General features: G+C 53.1%; 20 protein-coding genes. 6 read left to right on the top strand and 14 right to left on the bottom strand.

Annotated features, from left to right (window positions below):
• Positions 1-52: 52 nt before the first annotated feature.
• A complete protein-coding gene (rlmE, locus tag GSQ70_RS08135) occupies positions 53-682 on the bottom strand; it encodes a 23S rRNA (uridine(2552)-2'-O)-methyltransferase RlmE (RefSeq protein WP_158782081.1) in 630 nt (209 codons plus the stop codon).
• Between the two features lie 127 nt (positions 683-809).
• On the opposite strand from rlmE, the gene yhbY reads away from it, so the two are divergent.
• A complete protein-coding gene (gene yhbY / locus GSQ70_RS08130; protein ID WP_158782080.1) occupies positions 810-1,103 on the top strand; it encodes a ribosome assembly RNA-binding protein YhbY in 294 nt (97 codons plus the stop codon).
• A gap of 119 nt (positions 1,104-1,222) precedes the next feature.
• Here the strand turns inward: yhbY and greA are convergent, their stop codons facing one another.
• Positions 1,223-1,699 carry a transcription elongation factor GreA gene (greA, locus tag GSQ70_RS08125; RefSeq protein WP_158782079.1) on the bottom strand — a complete coding sequence of 159 codons (477 nt, stop codon included), beginning with the start codon at positions 1,697-1,699 and terminating at the stop codon, positions 1,223-1,225.
• Between the two features lie 248 nt (positions 1,700-1,947).
• Between greA and dacB the strand changes: the two genes are divergently transcribed.
• Genes dacB through pmrB form a run of 3 tightly spaced genes read left to right on the top strand, consistent with a single transcriptional unit; the run spans position 1,948 to position 5,101 of the window.
• Complete coding sequence (dacB, locus tag GSQ70_RS08120; RefSeq protein ID WP_158785262.1) at positions 1,948-3,381, top strand: serine-type D-Ala-D-Ala carboxypeptidase; 1,434 nt, start codon at positions 1,948-1,950, stop codon at positions 3,379-3,381.
• 5 nt (positions 3,382-3,386) lie between these two features.
• Positions 3,387-4,049, top strand: a complete 663-nt coding sequence (pmrA, locus tag GSQ70_RS08115; protein ID WP_158782078.1) for a two-component system response regulator PmrA — start codon at positions 3,387-3,389, stop codon at positions 4,047-4,049.
• The gene (gene pmrB, locus GSQ70_RS08110; protein WP_158782077.1) at positions 4,046-5,101 is read left to right on the top strand and encodes a two-component system sensor histidine kinase PmrB; all 1,056 of its coding nucleotides are present in this window, start codon (positions 4,046-4,048) and stop codon (positions 5,099-5,101) included. The genes pmrA and pmrB overlap by 4 nt, the downstream gene beginning before the upstream one ends.
• A 33-nt stretch (positions 5,102-5,134) precedes the next feature.
• Here the strand turns inward: pmrB and GSQ70_RS08105 are convergent, their stop codons facing one another.
• From GSQ70_RS08105 to rplU, 5 genes are all read right to left on the bottom strand, one after another.
• The gene (locus tag GSQ70_RS08105) at positions 5,135-7,297 is read right to left on the bottom strand and encodes a TonB-dependent siderophore receptor (RefSeq protein WP_158785261.1); all 2,163 of its coding nucleotides are present in this window, start codon (positions 7,295-7,297) and stop codon (positions 5,135-5,137) included.
• 277 nt (positions 7,298-7,574) lie between these two features.
• On the bottom strand, positions 7,575-8,537 hold the full coding sequence (fepB, locus tag GSQ70_RS08100; protein WP_158782076.1) for a Fe2+-enterobactin ABC transporter substrate-binding protein: 963 nt from the start codon (positions 8,535-8,537) through the stop codon (positions 7,575-7,577).
• 175 nt (positions 8,538-8,712) lie between these two features.
• Positions 8,713-9,891: an Obg family GTPase CgtA gene (gene cgtA, locus GSQ70_RS08095; protein WP_158782075.1), complete on the bottom strand. Its 1,179-nt coding sequence runs from the start codon at positions 9,889-9,891 to the stop codon at positions 8,713-8,715.
• A 241-nt stretch (positions 9,892-10,132) separates the two neighbouring features.
• Entirely contained in the window at positions 10,133-10,390 is a 258-nt protein-coding gene (gene rpmA, locus GSQ70_RS08090; RefSeq protein WP_034890467.1) for a 50S ribosomal protein L27, read from the bottom strand.
• Positions 10,391-10,405: 15 nt separating this feature from the next.
• Positions 10,406-10,717, bottom strand: a complete 312-nt coding sequence (gene rplU / locus GSQ70_RS08085) for a 50S ribosomal protein L21 (protein ID WP_067427523.1) — start codon at positions 10,715-10,717, stop codon at positions 10,406-10,408.
• Between the two features lie 255 nt (positions 10,718-10,972).
• On the opposite strand from rplU, the gene ispB reads away from it, so the two are divergent.
• Together ispB and GSQ70_RS08075 are read left to right on the top strand one after the other, a co-directional pair.
• A complete protein-coding gene (ispB, locus tag GSQ70_RS08080; protein WP_158782074.1) occupies positions 10,973-11,944 on the top strand; it encodes an octaprenyl diphosphate synthase in 972 nt (323 codons plus the stop codon).
• A 205-nt stretch (positions 11,945-12,149) separates the two neighbouring features.
• Complete coding sequence (locus GSQ70_RS08075) at positions 12,150-12,410, top strand: helix-turn-helix domain-containing protein (RefSeq protein WP_158782073.1); 261 nt, start codon at positions 12,150-12,152, stop codon at positions 12,408-12,410.
• A gap of 51 nt (positions 12,411-12,461) precedes the next feature.
• Here the strand turns inward: GSQ70_RS08075 and murA are convergent, their stop codons facing one another.
• From murA to mlaF, 7 genes are all read right to left on the bottom strand, one after another.
• Complete coding sequence (murA, locus tag GSQ70_RS08070) at positions 12,462-13,724, bottom strand: UDP-N-acetylglucosamine 1-carboxyvinyltransferase (RefSeq protein ID WP_158782072.1); 1,263 nt, start codon at positions 13,722-13,724, stop codon at positions 12,462-12,464.
• 76 nt (positions 13,725-13,800) lie between these two features.
• Positions 13,801-14,055 (bottom strand): BolA family iron metabolism protein IbaG, encoded by a 255-nt coding sequence (gene ibaG, locus GSQ70_RS08065; RefSeq protein WP_158782071.1) that lies wholly within the window; start codon positions 14,053-14,055, stop codon positions 13,801-13,803.
• Between the two features lie 126 nt (positions 14,056-14,181).
• Positions 14,182-14,478, bottom strand: coding sequence for a lipid asymmetry maintenance protein MlaB (gene mlaB, locus GSQ70_RS08060; RefSeq protein ID WP_158782070.1), 297 nt, complete (start codon positions 14,476-14,478; stop codon positions 14,182-14,184).
• A complete protein-coding gene (mlaC, locus tag GSQ70_RS08055) occupies positions 14,478-15,113 on the bottom strand; it encodes a phospholipid-binding protein MlaC (RefSeq protein ID WP_158782069.1) in 636 nt (211 codons plus the stop codon). Before mlaC ends, mlaB begins: the two co-directional genes overlap by 1 nt.
• A gap of 18 nt (positions 15,114-15,131) precedes the next feature.
• Positions 15,132-15,674: an outer membrane lipid asymmetry maintenance protein MlaD gene (mlaD, locus tag GSQ70_RS08050; RefSeq protein WP_158782068.1), complete on the bottom strand. Its 543-nt coding sequence runs from the start codon at positions 15,672-15,674 to the stop codon at positions 15,132-15,134.
• A gap of 4 nt (positions 15,675-15,678) precedes the next feature.
• Positions 15,679-16,461, bottom strand: coding sequence for a lipid asymmetry maintenance ABC transporter permease subunit MlaE (mlaE, locus tag GSQ70_RS08045; RefSeq protein ID WP_158782067.1), 783 nt, complete (start codon positions 16,459-16,461; stop codon positions 15,679-15,681).
• Between the two features lie 7 nt (positions 16,462-16,468).
• Positions 16,469-17,281 carry a phospholipid ABC transporter ATP-binding protein MlaF gene (gene mlaF, locus GSQ70_RS08040; protein ID WP_158782066.1) on the bottom strand — a complete coding sequence of 271 codons (813 nt, stop codon included), beginning with the start codon at positions 17,279-17,281 and terminating at the stop codon, positions 16,469-16,471.
• Positions 17,282-17,487 lie beyond the last annotated feature (206 nt).

Here is a 17,487-nt window from a genome sequence, read left to right as displayed (position 1 = left end):
ACTCAAGGGATTAACCTCTTATTACAACTGTGTTAACAGACAGCGTAGGGTACTATAGTTTGCGCCCTGTCGCTACAATGTACACTTCACGCGAACGAGAACGTGAAGCGTCCGGCTTACGAATTTTCACTTTCGTAAACAGGGAGCGAATTTCCCGGAGGTAATCTTCAAAGCCATCTCCCTGAAACACTTTCACTAAAAAACTACCGCCTGGTGCCAGAACATCCCGACACATTTCCAGCGCAAGCTCAACCAGATACATTGATCTTGGAATGTCTACCGCAGGCGTGCCGGTCATGTTGGGCGCCATATCGGACATGACAACCTGTACTTTTGCATCACCAACGCGGTCCATCAAGGCTTTGAGAACCAGTTCATCACGAAAATCGCCCTGAAGGAAATCGACACCAACGATAGGATCCATCGGCAGGATATCACAGGCGATCACGCGACCTTTATTGCCAATCTGAGTAACAACATACTGAGACCAGCCACCTGGTGCTGCGCCAAGGTCGACTACCGTCATCCCCGGCTTAAACAGCTTGTCACCTTGCTGTATTTCATCAAGTTTAAACCAGGCGCGCGAGCGCAGCCCTTTTTTCTGTGCCTGTAGCACATATTTATCGCTAAAGTGTTCCTGCAGCCAGCGGCTGGAACTGGCCGAACGCTTTTTACCAGTCATACAATTTCCAACTATGATTCAAAGTATGCGATAAATAAACCGCGCAAATCAGCATGCCGATTTGGTGATACACCAGAGATGGCGGTAGAATGACCCGTTTTCAATCCCAATGTAAGTAAAAAATACGATGAATCTGAGTACCAAACAAAAACAGCACCTGAAAGGGCTGGCCCATCCGCTGAAGCCAGTGGTTATGCTGGGCAACAACGGCCTGACCGAAGGGGTGCTGGCCGAAATTGAACAGGCACTGGAGCACCACGAGCTCATCAAGGTGAAAATCGCCACGGAAGACCGTGAGACGAAAGCCCTGGTTGTTGAAGCTATCGTGCGCGAAACCAAGGCTGCAAATGTGCAGGTCATCGGCAAGACGCTGGTGCTGTACCGTCCAACGAAGGAACGTAAGATCGCTCTTCCACGTTGAAGATCAGGCACCTACCGGCAACTTAGCCAGAAGAAGGTGCCACGCTCCTGATGTTGATAAAAGGCCGCTATGCGGCCTTTTTCCTTTCTTTACACTCTGTAAGGTTGAAGCAGCACCCGTCAGAGGTATTCAATTTTCAGAATTTCATATTCCACATCGCCGCCCGGTGTTTTAATCACGGTAACATCATCCACTTCTTTACCAATCAGGCCACGGGCCATTGGCGAGTTCACTGAGATCAGATTCTGCTTAAAGTCGGCTTCGTCATCACCCACGATGCGATAGGTCGCCTCTTCGTCCGTATCCAGATTCAGCACGGTGACGGTAGAACCGAAAATGATACGACCGTTAGCGTTCATTTTAGTCACGTCGATCACCTGAGCATTTGACAGCTTGGCTTCGATTTCCTGGATTCGTCCTTCACAGAAGCCCTGCTCTTCGCGCGCAGCGTGATACTCTGCGTTTTCTTTTAAGTCGCCGTGCTCACGCGCTTCAGCAATTGAGGCAATAATTCTGGGGCGTTTAATGGTTTTCAGCTCTTCGAGCTCTTCGCGCAGTCTTTCTGCGCCCCTTAACGTCATCGGAATCTGATTCATCTCAATACCTCGTAAAATCTGTCCTGTACAAAATTTCGTCATCCTGACAGGTTGATGCAGAAAAAGCGTTCTGCGGCGCTTGCCACTGAATTACAAACGAAAGAAACCAGCCCCGGAGGTGTGCCCCAGGGCCTGGAGGTTTGCATTTTGATACGTATTTTACCGCAGAGTTCCTTATGGGTCATCGTTTACTTTCCACCTTGATGCACCGTAGTATGACAACATCACCTGTCAGTAAACGCGAGATTATGCGATTTTCACGAATTGTTACCGGCTTAACCTGCGCATTTATGCTGAATGCCCACGCTACCCCGGTTGAAAACTACACCCAGTATTTACCTGATGGCGCGAATCTGGCGCTGATTGTACAGAAAACAGGCGCAAGCACGCCTTCTATTGACTACCACAGTAAACAGATGGCGCTTCCTGCCAGTACCATGAAACTGCTTACCGCACTGGCCGCTCTTTTGCAGTTGGGGCCGGACTTCCGTTTTCATACCCAGTTGGAAAGTAAAGGAACCCTCAGCGGCGGTACGCTGAAGGGAGATCTTGTGGCGCGGTTTGACGGCGATCCCACGTTGACCCGACAGGACCTGCGCAACATGGTGGCTACGCTGAAAAAACAGGGCGTGCAGCATATTCAGGGCAACCTGGTTATCGATACTTCCGTGTTTGCCAGTCACGACAAGGCCCCGGGCTGGCCGTGGAACGATCTGACCCAGTGCTTCAGTGCACCTCCGGGCGCGGCAATCGTTGATCGTAATTGCTTCTCGGTCTCGCTCTATAGCGCGCCGAACCCAGGCGATAAAGCCTTTATCCGCGTGGCATCTTACTATCCGGTCAATATGTTCAGCGAAGTGCGTACGCTGGCTCGTGGCTCGTCTGATGCTCAATACTGTGAACTGGACGTGGTGCCGGGCGAGTTGAACCGCTTTACGCTGACAGGTTGCATGACCCAGCGCGCTGAACCGCTGCCGCTGGCCTTTGCCATTCAGGACGGTGCCAGTTATGCCGGTGCGCTGCTGAAAGCTGAACTGCAGGATGCGGGGATCGATTATTCAGGTCACCTGCTTCGCCAGACACAACCTACGCAACCAGCCACCGCGCTGGCAGAAACACAGTCTGCTCCATTGCATGACCTGCTGAAAATTATGCTGAAAAAGTCGGACAACATGATCGCCGATACCGTTTTCCGTACCATTGGCCATGAACGCTTCGGCGTGCCGGGTACATGGCGTGCCGGTTCCGATGCCGTGCGTCAGATCCTGCGGCAGAAAGCCAATATCGATCTCGGCAACAGCATTCAGATGGATGGATCCGGGCTGTCGCGCCACGATCTGATTTCCCCTGCTACTATGATGCAGGTGTTGCAATACATTGCACAAAATGATCAACAGCTGAACTTTATTTCCATGTTGCCACTAGCTGGCTATGACGGAACGCTACGCTATCGCGGTGGTCTTCATGAAGCAGGCGTTGACGGCAAGGTCTCGGCCAAAACCGGATCGCTGCAGGGCGTGTATAACCTCGCCGGTTTTATGACTACTGCCAGCGGTCAGCGCGTGGCCTTCGTCCAGTTTCTTTCTGGCTATGCCGTACCGCCGCAGGATCAGAAACAGCGCAGAATTCCTCTGGTACGCTTTGAAAGCCGACTCTATAAGGATGTTTACCAAAACAACTAAAGATAATGAAACTACTGATTGTTGAAGATGATGCCCTTCTGCTGGGCGGACTGGTTCAGGCGCTGACCAGTGAGGGTTACGCCGTGGACTCGGCCACAAAAGGGTCAGAAGCCTGTGCCCTACTGCAGAGCGGGCAATACAGTCTGATCGTGCTGGATCTGGGCTTACCCGATCGTGACGGCGGGGATCTGCTGTGTCAGTGGCGTAAAGAGAATATCGATTTGCCCGTGCTAATCCTCACGGCTCGTGACGCACTGGAGGATCGGGTGGAAGGACTGGATGCCGGGGCCGATGATTATCTTGTGAAGCCTTTTGCTCTGGTTGAGCTGAAGGCTCGCGTACGGGCTTTGATCAGGCGTTATCAGGGACGTAGCGATAATCTGCTGCAGCATGGCGACATCTCCCTGAATCTCTCCTCGCAGCAGGTCTGCCTTGACGATCAGCCGGTTGAAATCACACCGAAAGAGTTTGCTCTGCTTACGCGCCTGTTGATGCGTATTGGCCAGACGGTGCACCGGGAAACACTGCAACAGGATCTTTACAGCTGGCAGGACGATACCGGTTCCAACACGCTGGAAGTCCATATTCATAACCTGCGCCGTAAGCTGGGCAAAGATCGGATCAAAACCGTGCGTGGCGTGGGCTACCGTCTGGAAGAACGATCTTGAACAGTATGCGTCGGCGTTTGCTGATTATGCTGGCGCTTATTCTTCTGACCTGTCAGCTGATGAGCGCCGCCTGGCTGTGGCATGAAAGTCGCGAGCAGATTGGTTTTCTGGTCAACGAAACGCTGTCCGCTCATGCCCGTAATGAACGTGTTGAAGGCGAAATTCGCGAAGCGATTGCCTCACTGCTGCTGCCATCCATCGTGATGGTCTGCTTTACCCTGCTGTTGTCGTTCTGGGCAATCAGCTGGATTATTCGTCCTCTGCGCTCGTTACAGAAAAGCCTTTCAGAACGTTCAGCGGATAACCTCTCTCCCCTGCCGCATTTCTCCGATATGGATGAGATCGCTGCCGTCACCGGCGCAATGAATCAGCTGTTAAGCAGGCTGGATCACACGCTACAGCAGGAAAGACTGTTCACTGCAGATGCCGCGCACGAATTGCGAACGCCACTCGCCGGGTTGCGTCTGCACCTCGAACTGCTTGAGCAACAGGGAGTCTCTCAGGGGCCGATGCTGGTTCAGCGCATTGACCAGTTGATGCACGTCATCGAGCAGTTGCTGATGCTGTCGCGTGCCGGTCAGGCGCTGGCAAGCGGACACTATCAGGTGGTGAACTGGAATCAGGTGTTCGAACCGCTGCAGCTGGAGATGGTCGAAATGCTGACGCTACGTAATCAGACCCTTGAGCTGGCGGGTGACGATACGCAGGAGGTTCAGGGTGATGCAGTTCTGCTGCGTCTTATGCTGCGCAATCTGCTGGAGAACGCCTCCAGATACAGCCCCGAAGGCAGCCATATCACCCTGATCGTGCAGAAAGAAGAGAACGGCAGCAGCTTTACCGTCCGGGATGAAGGCCCCGGTATCGACCCTTCTGCATCGCAGGATCTGACCAAAGCTTTCCGCCGCATGGATCAACGTTATGGCGGCAGCGGTTTGGGCCTGAATATCGTTCAGCGAATTACTCAAATCCACCATGGCGAACTGCGGTTAACCAACCGACAGGACCGAAGTGGGCTGAATGCCATCTGCTGGCTGCCAGCCAAACTGAACTGACCGGGCGAGTCCATTCGCCCACCGCTGTTGCCATCAGAAGTGTGTATTCACACTCACATACCAGGTGCGTCCGGCTTCGTTGTAAGTGTTCGCACCAGCCCCGTACATGTAAGCATTGGTCGCGGCATTGCCGGTTGTCTGCGCATTACCCTCACGGAAGTGACGCTTATCAAACAGATTATCCACCCCCAGCGTGACGCTGGCATATTTATTTACATCATAGGTACCACTCAGCCCCAGAATGGAATAAGGGCTGACCGTTGATTTCTCCGTACCGGTCACCGCCTCTCCCTTGTAGTTATACTTCTTCGGCGTCTGACGGCCGTACCAGGTGAAGGTGGTTTGCAACGATAAATCCTCTGTTGCCTGCCATGCCAGCGTGGAGTTCAGTGTGTATTGCGGGATCACTGACAAACGGTCGCCGGTGGTTTTATTCTTACTCTGCAGCATATAAGTCAGGTTGTTATTCCAGGTGACGGCCTCCGTCACCGGGAAATTTACCGTCCCTTCCAGTCCTTCAACCACGGCTTTCGGCACGTTTTCCCATTTATAGATATCCGTGGTGCCGGTGGTTGAAACGCCGGTCGGCAGATAGCCCGACTCAATTTTGTTACGGTAATCATTGCGGAACCAGGTCAGGCCAGCCTGATAATCATCATGTTTGTACTCAATGCCCACCTCCTTGTTAATGGAGGTCTCAGGTTTAAGATCTTCATTGCCAATCAGATAGCATCCTGCGGCACTGGCCGCGCATCCCTGGCCCTTGCTGTACAGCACGTAGTTCGGGTTGGTCTGGTACAGGCTTGGCGCTTTATAGGCTCTGGCAATCCCCAGCTTGAGAGTGAAGTCATCGGCCAGCACCTGCGACAGGTTCAGAGAGGGGCTCCAGTTGTTGCCCACAATGCTGTGATGGTCGAAGCGCAGACCCGGAACCAGCATGGTGCTGTCGGTCAGCTCCATATTGTCTTCCGCAAACAGCGAGAAAATGTCTGCCGAGGAGTACGGGCTACGGTTGGTGGTGTCGATTCCGTCAATACCACCGCCGGACAGGGCCTGAGTATTGGAAGCGCCATCCTTCATGCGCTGCTGGTTCCATTCGGTACCAAAGGTCGCAGTCTGATTGACCAGCAATTCAAAAGGCACACTGATTTCGCTGTGCAGCAAAACATCATCAAGCTGGATGGTGGAAAAGCCGTCATCGGAGAAGATACCTTCGGTTCCCCCGGCCAACCCTTCATCCATTCGTGTATTACGGGTTTTTTCATACTGCGCATAGCTGCGGGTACTGACTCCATTATCCCAGACACCGGTCCAGTTAATGGCAAAGTTCTGACGGTACAGACGGTTAGTCTCTTTCCCATAGCTATCTTTCACCAACGTACTGGTGTTGGTATTTTGCGTATCGCCTGCATAGCGATTGCCCTGACGGCTGTAACCCGCAGTGAATTCCAGCGCCTGGCGCGGAGCAAATTCCCAGCGCAGTTTGCCGTGAATATCCTTATTCTCCACACCTTCACGCCCGGCGGGAACGGTATCAGCATAAGTTCCCGTTCTCAGCGACTGATGCCCTTCGTTGATGTATTGCGCATCAGCCTGAGTTTTGCTGAGGTTGCCATACAGCTGGAAGCTGAAAGCGTCTCCCAGTGGCCCGTTGAGCGAGAAGTTGGTGCGTTTGGACGCCCCTTCTTCTTTATGCTCGGGCATGTTCAGGTAGGTATTCCACGAACCGTGCCATTCATTGGTGGTCTGTTTGGTGATGATGTTCACCACGCCACCCGCAGCACCGTTGCCATAACGGGCCGCAGCCGGTCCCCTAATCACTTCAATATGATCAACCATCTCTGGCGGCACCCAGTCAGTATCACCACGGGTATCACGTTCACCACGCCAGCCCAGACGGACAGAGTTACGGCTGGAGACCGGCATTCCATCAATCAGGATCAGGGTGTTTTCCGGCCCCATTCCGCGAATGTCGATCTGACGGTTATTGCCACGCTGCCCGCTGGTCGAGTTGCCGGTCAGGTTAACGCCCGGCATGGTACGAATAATTTCAGACAGATCACGGGCAGGAGGACGTTTTTTGATTTCGTCAGCGGTGATGGTCGAAACGCCCGGAGCCTGAAGATTCTGCTGTGCGGCAGTCACCACCAACGTACCCGCAGTGTCAGCATCGGCAGCCATCACTGTTGTCACCATCCCAAGTTCAATAAAGATAGCTAAAGATAAACGCGATAATTTTTTCAAAAGTCTGATTCCCTGCAGATCCGCCCAACCCGTATTTTTGGGGCAAGTTATAAAGTAAATAGACGGAAATACATTATTGCAAATAAAAATAATTATCAATTCGATTATTTATCGCATTCTCATTGAAATGTCTTTTATTTGTTGTGGTTACGACAGGTGATTAATCAATCAGATCCGGCGGAGAGAAGAGAAAAGTGCCCGTCAGCTTAAGCAACTGCCGGGCCAGTAATCAGGATTTACTGAACAGTTGCTCAAGGCGGGTCAGAAGATGATTGGCACTGTAGTAATCAAGACGGAAGCTGTCGTAACCCAGAGTCCAGACGTGACCGGCGCGAATCGCCCCGGATCCCGCAACCAGAGGTTCGGACAGTAATGCCGCTTTGCCCGAATCATCGGTAGCGAACATCAGCACCGACCTTCCGGTGATTCCGGTAGCCAGCGTCTCGCCGCTGAGTGGGATAATGTCTTTACGCTTCAGGCGCTGGCTTCCGCGTAGAATCCTTTCAGGCGGTGTGGCCAGCGTAAAACCCAGCGACACCAGCATCTTGCCCTGCGCTGATTCCCCGGTCCACAGGTTAACAATATGAGCATGAGGATTGTAAACCAGCGCGGAGACCGGCTGTGGCGGCAGTGCCAGCTTCGCTTTCACTTCCGCCTCGCGCTGCGCGTAAGACTGAATGGAACGCTCAGCTCCGGCTTCATTGCCCGTGGCCTGAGCAAGCTCCCGCTCAACCTGCTGCCAGCTCTTGTCGTCATAGTTGATGACCAGCGTCGGTGCGATAACCGAAAGACGATCGTAAAACGCGATGGCGGAATCATTGCCGGTGGCGCTGACCACAATCAGATCGGGTTTTTCAGCCGCAATAGTCTCCAGATTCGGCTCACCGGAATAGAGCCGCTTCACGTCTTGCTTCACGGCAATATCCCCCCATTGGCGGAAGAAACCCTGCTTATCGGCGAAGCGCTGCCCCGGCATGGTGGCGGCGCTGGCAACAACCGGCGCACCAATCGCCAGTAGCGAACCGGTCAGCGTGACGCTGGTTGATACGATACGTTGGGGCTGATGTTGCAGAACCAGCGGCCTCTCATGACCAGGCACCGAACGTGGCCAGCCATCGGCAGCATGGCCGGATGGGGAGAGGATCAGGGCGCACAGCAACAGCGAAGGTAAGCGTAAAACAGCAAGTCTCATTTTGTTTGGCTCTTTCAGCGAAAGGGGAGCAGCCGGGCTGATCCGCAGAAGAGCGAATGATAATGATTATCTTTATTGTTTGAAAGCGGTATTTGCTTCGGAAAGAGGCTTGATCAGTGGCGGGGTCACGCAGACACAAAAGCAAAAAGGGACAGCAATGTGTCCCTTCAGAAGATTAACGTTGATAGATAATTTCGACGCCTTCGTCGTCTTCATCATCCCAGTCGTCATCCCAGTCATCATCTTCTTCCACCGGCTCGGCAGCTTCTTCCAGCTGCTGGCGATGGTAGTCATCCCACATGAACTCCACTTTCTCAGGCTGCTTCTGTTCTTCTTCCGCCTCTTTCGGATTGGCGTTAATAAAGGACATTACATCCCAGCATAGTGGCGTCACGCCAACGCGATTGGCGGCAGAGATCAGATAGTATTTATCCGTCCAGCCCAGCGCTTCCGCAATGGCTTTGGCACGGGATTCCGCTTCTTCCTGATCCAGCAGGTCAACTTTATTGAACACCAGCCAGCGCGGCTTGTTGAACAGCTTCTCACTGTACTTTTCCAGCTCGCCGAGGATGATACGGGCATTTTCTACCGGATCGGACTCATCAATTGGAGCCAGATCGATAGTGTGCAACAGCACGCGGCAGCGTTCGAGGTGTTTAAGGAAGCGAATACCCAGACCCGCACCATCAGAAGCGCCTTCGATCAGACCGGGGATATCGGCCACCACGAAGCTCTGCTCGCTGTCCATTCGTACCACGCCAAGGCTTGGCACCAGTGTGGTAAACGGATAGTCAGCCACTTTTGGCTTGGCAGCAGAAACGGCGCGGATAAAGGTCGATTTCCCGGCGTTAGGCAGCCCCAGCATTCCGACGTCAGCCAGCAGCATCAGCTCCAGTTGCAAATCGCGTTTTTCACCCGGCGTACCCATAGTTTTCTGGCGCGGAGTACGGTTAACGGAAGATTTGAAGCGGGTGTTGCCCAGGCCATGCCAGCCGCCTTTAGCGACCATCTGCACCTGACCGTGGGTCATCATGTCACCCAGCGTTTCTCCGGTGCCCTGATCGATAATTCGGGTGCCGACCGGCACTTTAATCACGATATCCTGCCCGCGCTTACCGGTACAATCACGGCTCTGGCCGTTTTGTCCACGCTCGGCACGGAAAGATTTTTCAAAGCGGTAGTCAATCAGGGTATTCAGGTTTTCGTCGGCCTGCATGTAAACATCGCCGCCATCGCCACCGTCGCCGCCATCCGGTCCGCCTCTGGGAATATATTTCTCACGGCGGAAGCTGACGCAGCCATTGCCGCCATCGCCCGCAGAAACGAGGATTGTCGCTTCATCAACAAACTTCATGTTACTTCTCCGTAAATCATTCGCCCGCACCGTTGAGTGACATTGGTCCGGGAGGATTCACCTCAGGACATCGTGCAGCTGAATATAAAGTGTACAGCAAAAAGACTTTTGCTGTGAACCCACAGGCGCAGACTCTGCTTGTGGATTGAAATGCTGAATGTAAAAAGCCCCGCTATGATTGCGGGGCTTTTTGATTCGCTGCTGAAAGCGGTATCAGGTACCGCCTTCAGGCACGAAAACCTTACTCAGCAACGATGCTGATGTATTTACGGTTGTTCGGGCCTTTAACTTCGAATTTGACCTTGCCGTCTGCAGTTGCAAACAGAGTGTGGTCACGGCCGCAGCCTACGTTGGTACCCGCGTGGAACTTGGTGCCACGCTGACGAACGATGATGCTACCTGCCAGTACGGCTTCGCCGCCGAAACGCTTAACGCCGAGACGTTTTGCATTGGAATCGCGACCATTTCGAGTGGAGCCGCCAGCCTTTTTGTGTGCCATTTGTCAGATCTCCTCTTAGGCGCTGATGCCAGTGATCTTCACATCAGTGAACCACTGACGGTGACCCTGCTGCTTACGGTAGTGTTTACGACGACGAAACTTAACAATCTTAATTTTCTCGCCACGACCATGAGCAACGATTTCTGCTTTGATCACGCCACCTGAAACTAAAGGCGCGCCGATAGTCACTTCTTCACCGTTGGCAATCATCAGAACCTGGTCGAATTCAATCGTTTCGCCGGTTGCGATGTCCAGCTTTTCCAGGCGAACGGTCTGACCTTCGCTTACTCGGTGTTGTTTACCACCACTTTGGAAAACCGCGTACATATAAAACTCCGCTCTCGCGCTTGCCGTCTTGGTTTCAGGCTACGCTATAAATATTCACAATAGGGCGCGAATTCTACGCAAAATCCCAGGCAATGACAAGTGTCTGTTGCGGGGTATTGCAGAAAAAAAACGCAAAGCGAATGCAAACGTTTCACGGTCGCGTTTTTCAAGTACAATCTGTTATACATTACATGCCGCAGGCACGGGTAAAGACGCTTATCATAGCAGCATACTGAGCAATAGCTGAACAGACTGATGAACTTAGAACAGATAAACGAACTCACCGCGCAGGATATGGCGGACGTCAATGCAACGATCCTGGAACAGCTGAACTCTGAGGTTTCCCTCATCAATCAGTTGGGTTACTACATCATTAGCGGCGGGGGCAAACGCATCCGTCCGATGATCGCCGTCCTGGCTGCCCGCGCGGTAAACTACTCGGGTAAACAACATGTTACCGTCGCAGCCCTGATCGAATTCATCCATACGGCCACCCTGCTTCATGACGATGTGGTTGATGAATCCGATATGCGACGGGGCAAAGCCACTGCTAATGCCGCCTTCGGCAATGCCGCCAGCGTGTTGGTCGGCGATTTCATTTATACCCGCGCCTTCCAGATGATGACCAGCCTTGGCTCGCTGCGCGTGCTGGCGCTGATGTCTGAAGCGGTAAATGTGATTGCGGAAGGAGAAGTGTTGCAGTTGATGAACTGTAACGATCCAGATATCACCGAAGAAAGCTATATGCGGGTGATTTACAGCAAGACGGCGCGTCTGTTTGAAGCTGCGGCACAATCATCCGCTATCCTCGCCTCAGCTACGCCAGAGCAGGAAAAGGCGTTGCAGGACTACGGGCGATTTATTGGCACCGCATTCCAGTTAATCGATGATTTGCTGGACTACAGCGCCGATGGCAAAACCCTGGGCAAAAATGTTGGCGATGACCTGAGCGAAGGGAAGCCAACGTTACCGCTGCTGCACGCTATGCGTAACGGCACAGCTGAACAGTCAGCGATGATCCGTGGTGCGATTGAGCAGGGAAATGGTCGTCATCTGCTGGAACCTGTTCTTGAAGCGATGCATCAGTGTGGCTCGCTGGAATGGACCCGTCAGGCCGCCGAGCAGGAAGCCGATAAAGCCATCGCGGCTCTGAAAGCTTTACCAGAATCTCCCTGGCGCAGCGCACTGGAAGCTCTGGCACACATGTCAGTTCAACGCGAATTCTGATTTTACCTGGCGCGGATTCTCCGCGCTTTATTTTGCTTTTCCCTTTCTCTTTCCCTTTCACGATGAAAATACGCTCAATGTTTTTCAACTTTTTGTGTAATACAACGCAAAAATTCGCACCATTTTGAGAAATTACAGGAAATTATTGGAGCAATATAGCCACAAATTGTTATAAACAGCTCCGTGCACCATGGAGGACCAGCACATGCATAAAAAGAAAAACGATTGGCATAATGCCGATATTATTGCAGGTTTGCGTAAACAGGGCACGACACTTGCTGCCGTGTCGCGTGAGGCAGGATTGAGCTCTTCAACCCTGGCTAACGCACTGTTCCGGCCCTGGCCAAAGGGGGAGTGGCTCATCGCTGACGCATTGATGGTTCACCCTTCAGAAATCTGGCCAAGCCGGTATTTCGATCCTGTTAATCACAGCCTGATAGACCGTAAGAAGCTCATCAGAGCTTAAAAAAAGGCCGGCAGAGTCGACTCTGCCGGCCTTTCTTACTGTCCGGGTAAGTTACGCCTCGCCGCTGACTCGCTCAATGTTGGCACCCAGTGCCTTAAGTTTGTCTTCGATGTGCTCATAACCACGGTCGATATGGTAGATACGATCGACAATTGTCGTGCCTTCAGCGATACACCCTGCCAGCACCAGACTGGCCGAAGCACGCAGATCGGTTGCCATCACCTGTGCACCAGACAGTTTCTCCACGCCATGGCAGATCGCAGTGTTGCTCTCGATCTCGGCATGAGCGCCCATGCGGATTAACTCCGGAATATGCATGAAACGGTTTTCGAAGATGGTTTCGGTAATCACACCGGTCCCTTCGGCCACCAGGTTCAGCAGGCTGAACTGCGCCTGCATATCTGTCGGGAAGCCAGGGTGAGGCGCAGTACGGAAGTTAACTGCCTTCGGACGTTTACCGTGCATATCCAGGCTGATCCAGTCCGACCCAAGCTCGATATCTGCACCTGCTTCACGCAGTTTCGACAGAACGGCATCCAGCGTATCTGGCTGGGTAGCCTTACACAGCACTTTGCCGCCTGAAATCGCGGCTGCAATCAGGAAGGTGCCGGTTTCAATACGGTCAGGCAGTACGCGATACACGCCGCCACCCAGGCGCTCAACGCCTTCGATGGTGATGCGATCGCTGCCCGCTCCGCTGATTTTCGCACCCAGCGTATTCAGGAAGTTCGCCGTATCCACAATCTCAGGTTCACGCGCGGCATTTTCAATCACGGTGATACCGGTTGCCAGTGTCGCGGCACTCATAATGGTAACGGTCGCGCCAACGCTGACCTTATCCATCACGATATGCGCGCCCTTCAGACGACCATCAACGGAAGCTTTAACGTAGCCCTCTTCCAGTTTGATTTCTGCACCCAACTGCTCCAGCCCGGTGATATGCAAATCAACCGGACGGGCGCCAATTGCACAGCCGCCCGGCAGCGAAACCTGGCCCTGGCCAAAACGAGCCACCAGCGGGCCAAGCGCCCAAATGGAAGCACGCATGGTTTTCACCAGCTCATAAGGCGCACAGTAAATATTGACGTCACTGGCATCCAGATGCACAGAACCGTTACGTTCTGCCTTTACGCCCAGCTGGCTGAGCAACTTCATGGTGGTATCGATGTCCTTGAGTTTCGGGACATTCTGAATCTCTACAGGTTCTTCCGCCAGCAGAGCAGCGAACAGGATCGGCAGCGCAGCGTTTTTAGCGCCGGAAATTGTAACTTCCCCGCTTAAACGGGTTGGACCCTGCACACGAAATTTATCCATTGCACCAGCTCTCTTTAATCAGACATAAATTCCTGCCCGCTTCACTGCGGCCAGGCCGCGATGAACAGCGAACAGCTTAAAAACCGTTAAGCTTACGGTCCCGCGCCCACTCTTCGGGGGTATAGGTTTTAATTGATACCGCGTGGATGCGGTTATCAGCAATATAGGCCATCAGCGGTGCATAGACCGTCTGCTGCTTCTTCACACGGCTCAGCTCACCAAACAGCTCGCCAACGGCGATAACCTGGAAGTGGCTGCCATCACCAGTCACGTGGACTTCCTGCAGAGGTAACGCGCCCATCAGCACGGATTGAATTTCACTAGTTTCCATGAGGCATCTAAATTCAGTTGAGGATTAACAGGCACACATCTTAGTGGAAAGTGCCGCTATCTTAAACAAGCAAAAAAAGCCCCGGCCGAAGCAGGGGCTTTTTTTAGTCAGCCTGCCACACACTTATCAGGTGCGGGAGACAATGATTTGCTGCAGGTTATACAGAGAAATCAGCGTGCGCAGTTTCTCGGTGATCCCGGTAAACTGCAGGTTTTCCCCCTGTTGCAGGGCAATCTGCCGCAGGTGAACCAGCAAAGCCAGACCGGCTGAATCCACCCTTTCCAGCGCGGAAACATCAATAGTATCGATCTGTTTCATCACGGATCCACGCTGCTCCCATAACGCCAGCAACGTTTCTCTCTCCAGCTCTCCGGAAAGGTGCAGCTGGTTAGCCTCTACACGCCAGTTCAGTTGCTCGCTCATTACTGCTGCTTGTCCAGCGTGATGGGCTGACTGGCGTAAGACTTCAGCAGTTCAGTCAGGCCATCAACGCCTTTCTGACGCAGCACATCGGCCCACTCATTCTGTTTGGTAGTGATCATGCTGACGCCCTCAGCAATCATGTCATAGGCCTGCCAGTCACCGCTGCGGCTGTTTTTGCGCCACTGAAAGTCCAGCCGGACGGGAGGACGACCGTTCGGATCGATGATGCTCACACGAATGGCGATGATATTGGCATCGGCGTACGGCTGCTCAGGAGCAATCTGGTAAGTCTGGCCGTGGTACAGCGCCAACGCCTGGCCGTAAGCTTGTGCCAGGTAGTCGCCAAAGGCGTTAAAGTATGCCTCACGCTGCGCAGGTGTCGCTTCACGATAGTATCGACCCAGCACTAAAGCGCCCGCATATTTGATCTGTACATACGGCAGCAGTTCCTCGCGCACAATCTGGCGCAGGTAGTTTGGATCCTGCTTGATCTTTGGCTGCTCGTTTTTCAGACGGGTGAAAGTTTTAGCCGCCGCCTCATTCATCATCTGATACGGATTGGTTTTATCGGCGGCTGCGTTGGCCGCTAGCGGAGCAATGATCAGCATTGCCATCATCAGGAAACGTTTAAACATTACTTACCCTCTTGTGGATTAGTCGTGAGCTGCTGGCGCGGGTTGCCCGTTTGCTTCCGGTGCCGCCGATTGAGCATTTTTATTGTCATTACCGTTGCCGCTTTTGTACAGGAACTGGCCGATCAAATCTTCCAGTACCATAGCGGACTTGGTGTCCTGTATGGTGCTGCCGTCCTTAAGCATAGACGTTCCCATCTCCGGATCGTCAAAGCCAACGTTCAGCGCCAGGTACTGCTCACCCAGCAGTCCTGAAGTTCTCACCGCCAGGGAACTGGTGTCTGGCAGCTGATTATACTTATCATCGATGTCCATCGAGACTCGTGGGGAATACGTTTTGCTGTCCAGCTCAATGTCGGTAACACGGCCAATCACCACGCCGCCAATCTTGACCGGTGAGCCGGTTTTCAGTCCGCCAATATTGTCGAAAGTGGCAGTGAGCCGCCAGGTCGGTTCACTGCCCAGAGACTTCAGATCGGCCACCCGCAGGCAGAGGAACAGTGCAGCGCACAGCGCCAACAGTAAAAAGACTCCTACCCAAATTTCGCTTTTTTTCGTTTGCATTGCATCAGTTCCCAAACATCAGTGCTGTCAGCACAAAATCTAAACCGAGTACCGCCAGAGAAGCATGTACCACAGTACGTGTCGTGGCCCGGCTGATACCTTCCGACGTCGGAATCGCGTCATAGCCATTAAAGAGGGCAATCCAGGTCACCGTGAAGGCGAAAACGGCACTTTTAATTACGCAGTTGACGATATCAGTGCGTACATCGACCGCATTCTGCATTGCAGACCAGAAGAAACCGGTATCGATGCCCTTCCAGCTCACCCCAACAATTGCCCCGCCCATAATGCCAACGGCCACAAAGATCAGCGTCAGCAGAGGCATGCTGATAAAACCGGCCCAAAAGCGTGGAGAGATAATTCTGCGCAGCGGATCGACAGCCATCATCTCCATGCTGGAGAGCTGCTCTGTCGCCTTCATCAGGCCGATCTCAGCGGTCAACGCCGATCCTGCCCGGCCAGCGAACAGCAGCGCGGTGACCACCGGCCCCAGCTCACGCAGCAGTGAAAGCGCCACCAGCATGCCCAGGCTGCTGTCAGCGCCATAAGTGTTCAGTACCAGATAGCCCTGCAGCCCCAGTACCATGCCGATAAATAACCCGGAAACCATAATGATCAATAGCGACATGACGCCGATGCTGTACAGCTGTTTCACCACCAGCGGCGCATGCTTGCGAAAACGCGGCACGCCGACCAGTGCATGAAAGAGCATCAGCCCGGCACGGCCAAACGTAGCGCAGGTATTGATTCCCTGACGCCCCATGGACGCCAGTGCTCGTAAAAACATCAGTTTGTTAACTCCCTGAGCCGGTTAAGTCTTGCAGATAATCCCCTGCGGGGAAGCGAAACGGCACCGGGCCGTCCGCAATGCCATCAATAAACTGGCGCACGCGGGCATCCTCATCCTCGCGCAGCGCTGTCGCCGTTCCCTGGGCTATCACTTTCTGACCCGCAATAATATACGCATAGTCAGCGATACTCAGCACTTCAGGCACATCGTGTGAAACCACAATGCAGGTCATGCCGAGAGAGTGATTCAGTTCATCGATGAGTTTAACCAGCACCCCCATAGTGATCGGGTCCTGGCCGACAAACGGTTCATCGAACATGATCAGGTCAGGCTCTAAGGCGATTGCCCTTGCCAACGCAGCGCGGCGAGCCATACCACCAGACAGCTCAGACGGTTTCAGCAACGCTGCGCCGCGTAATCCCACCGCCTCCAGCTTCATCATCACCGTGCTGTGTAACAGCTGGGGTGGCAGTTGCGTATGCTCGCGCAGCGGCCAGGCGACGTTATCAAAGACATTGAGGTCAGTAAACAGCGCACCTGACTGAAAAAGCATGCTCATTTTTTTGCGAGCTTCATACAGCCTGGAACGCGACAGGCTGGGAATATTTTCGCCATTAAACCAGATTTCACCCCTGTCAGGGCGCAACTGGCCTCCAATCAAGCGTAATAATGTGGTTTTACCAATGCCTGAAGGACCCATAATGGCTGTGACTTTCCCTCTGGGCACCGTAAGCGAGATGTTATCGAAAACCGGCCGATTCCCGCGGGCAAAGCTGACACCCCGGACATCCACCAAATTCGTTTCCGTCTGGCTCATAGTTACCTCTTATCCTCTTTTTCAGGCATATAATTTACCTCCGATGGTAGCGTATAACCCATCAGACAGAACACTTTTACAGAAACTTACCTCGAAGACGTGGCTAAAGTTGGCATAAGTTTTACTTTTTGCTTTCAGACCGTCAAAATCAGCGGATTATCTTTAAGCCCTAGCTTTACACGTCGCGCAAGACGAGCCGACGATTA

Origin of the sequence: Pantoea sp. BAV 3049 (genome assembly GCF_009765445.1) — a bacterium.
GTDB lineage: Bacteria > Pseudomonadota > Gammaproteobacteria > Enterobacterales > Enterobacteriaceae > Erwinia.
The sequence above is the reverse complement of the archived record's forward strand: the minus strand, read 5'-3'. Positions and strand labels throughout refer to the sequence as shown.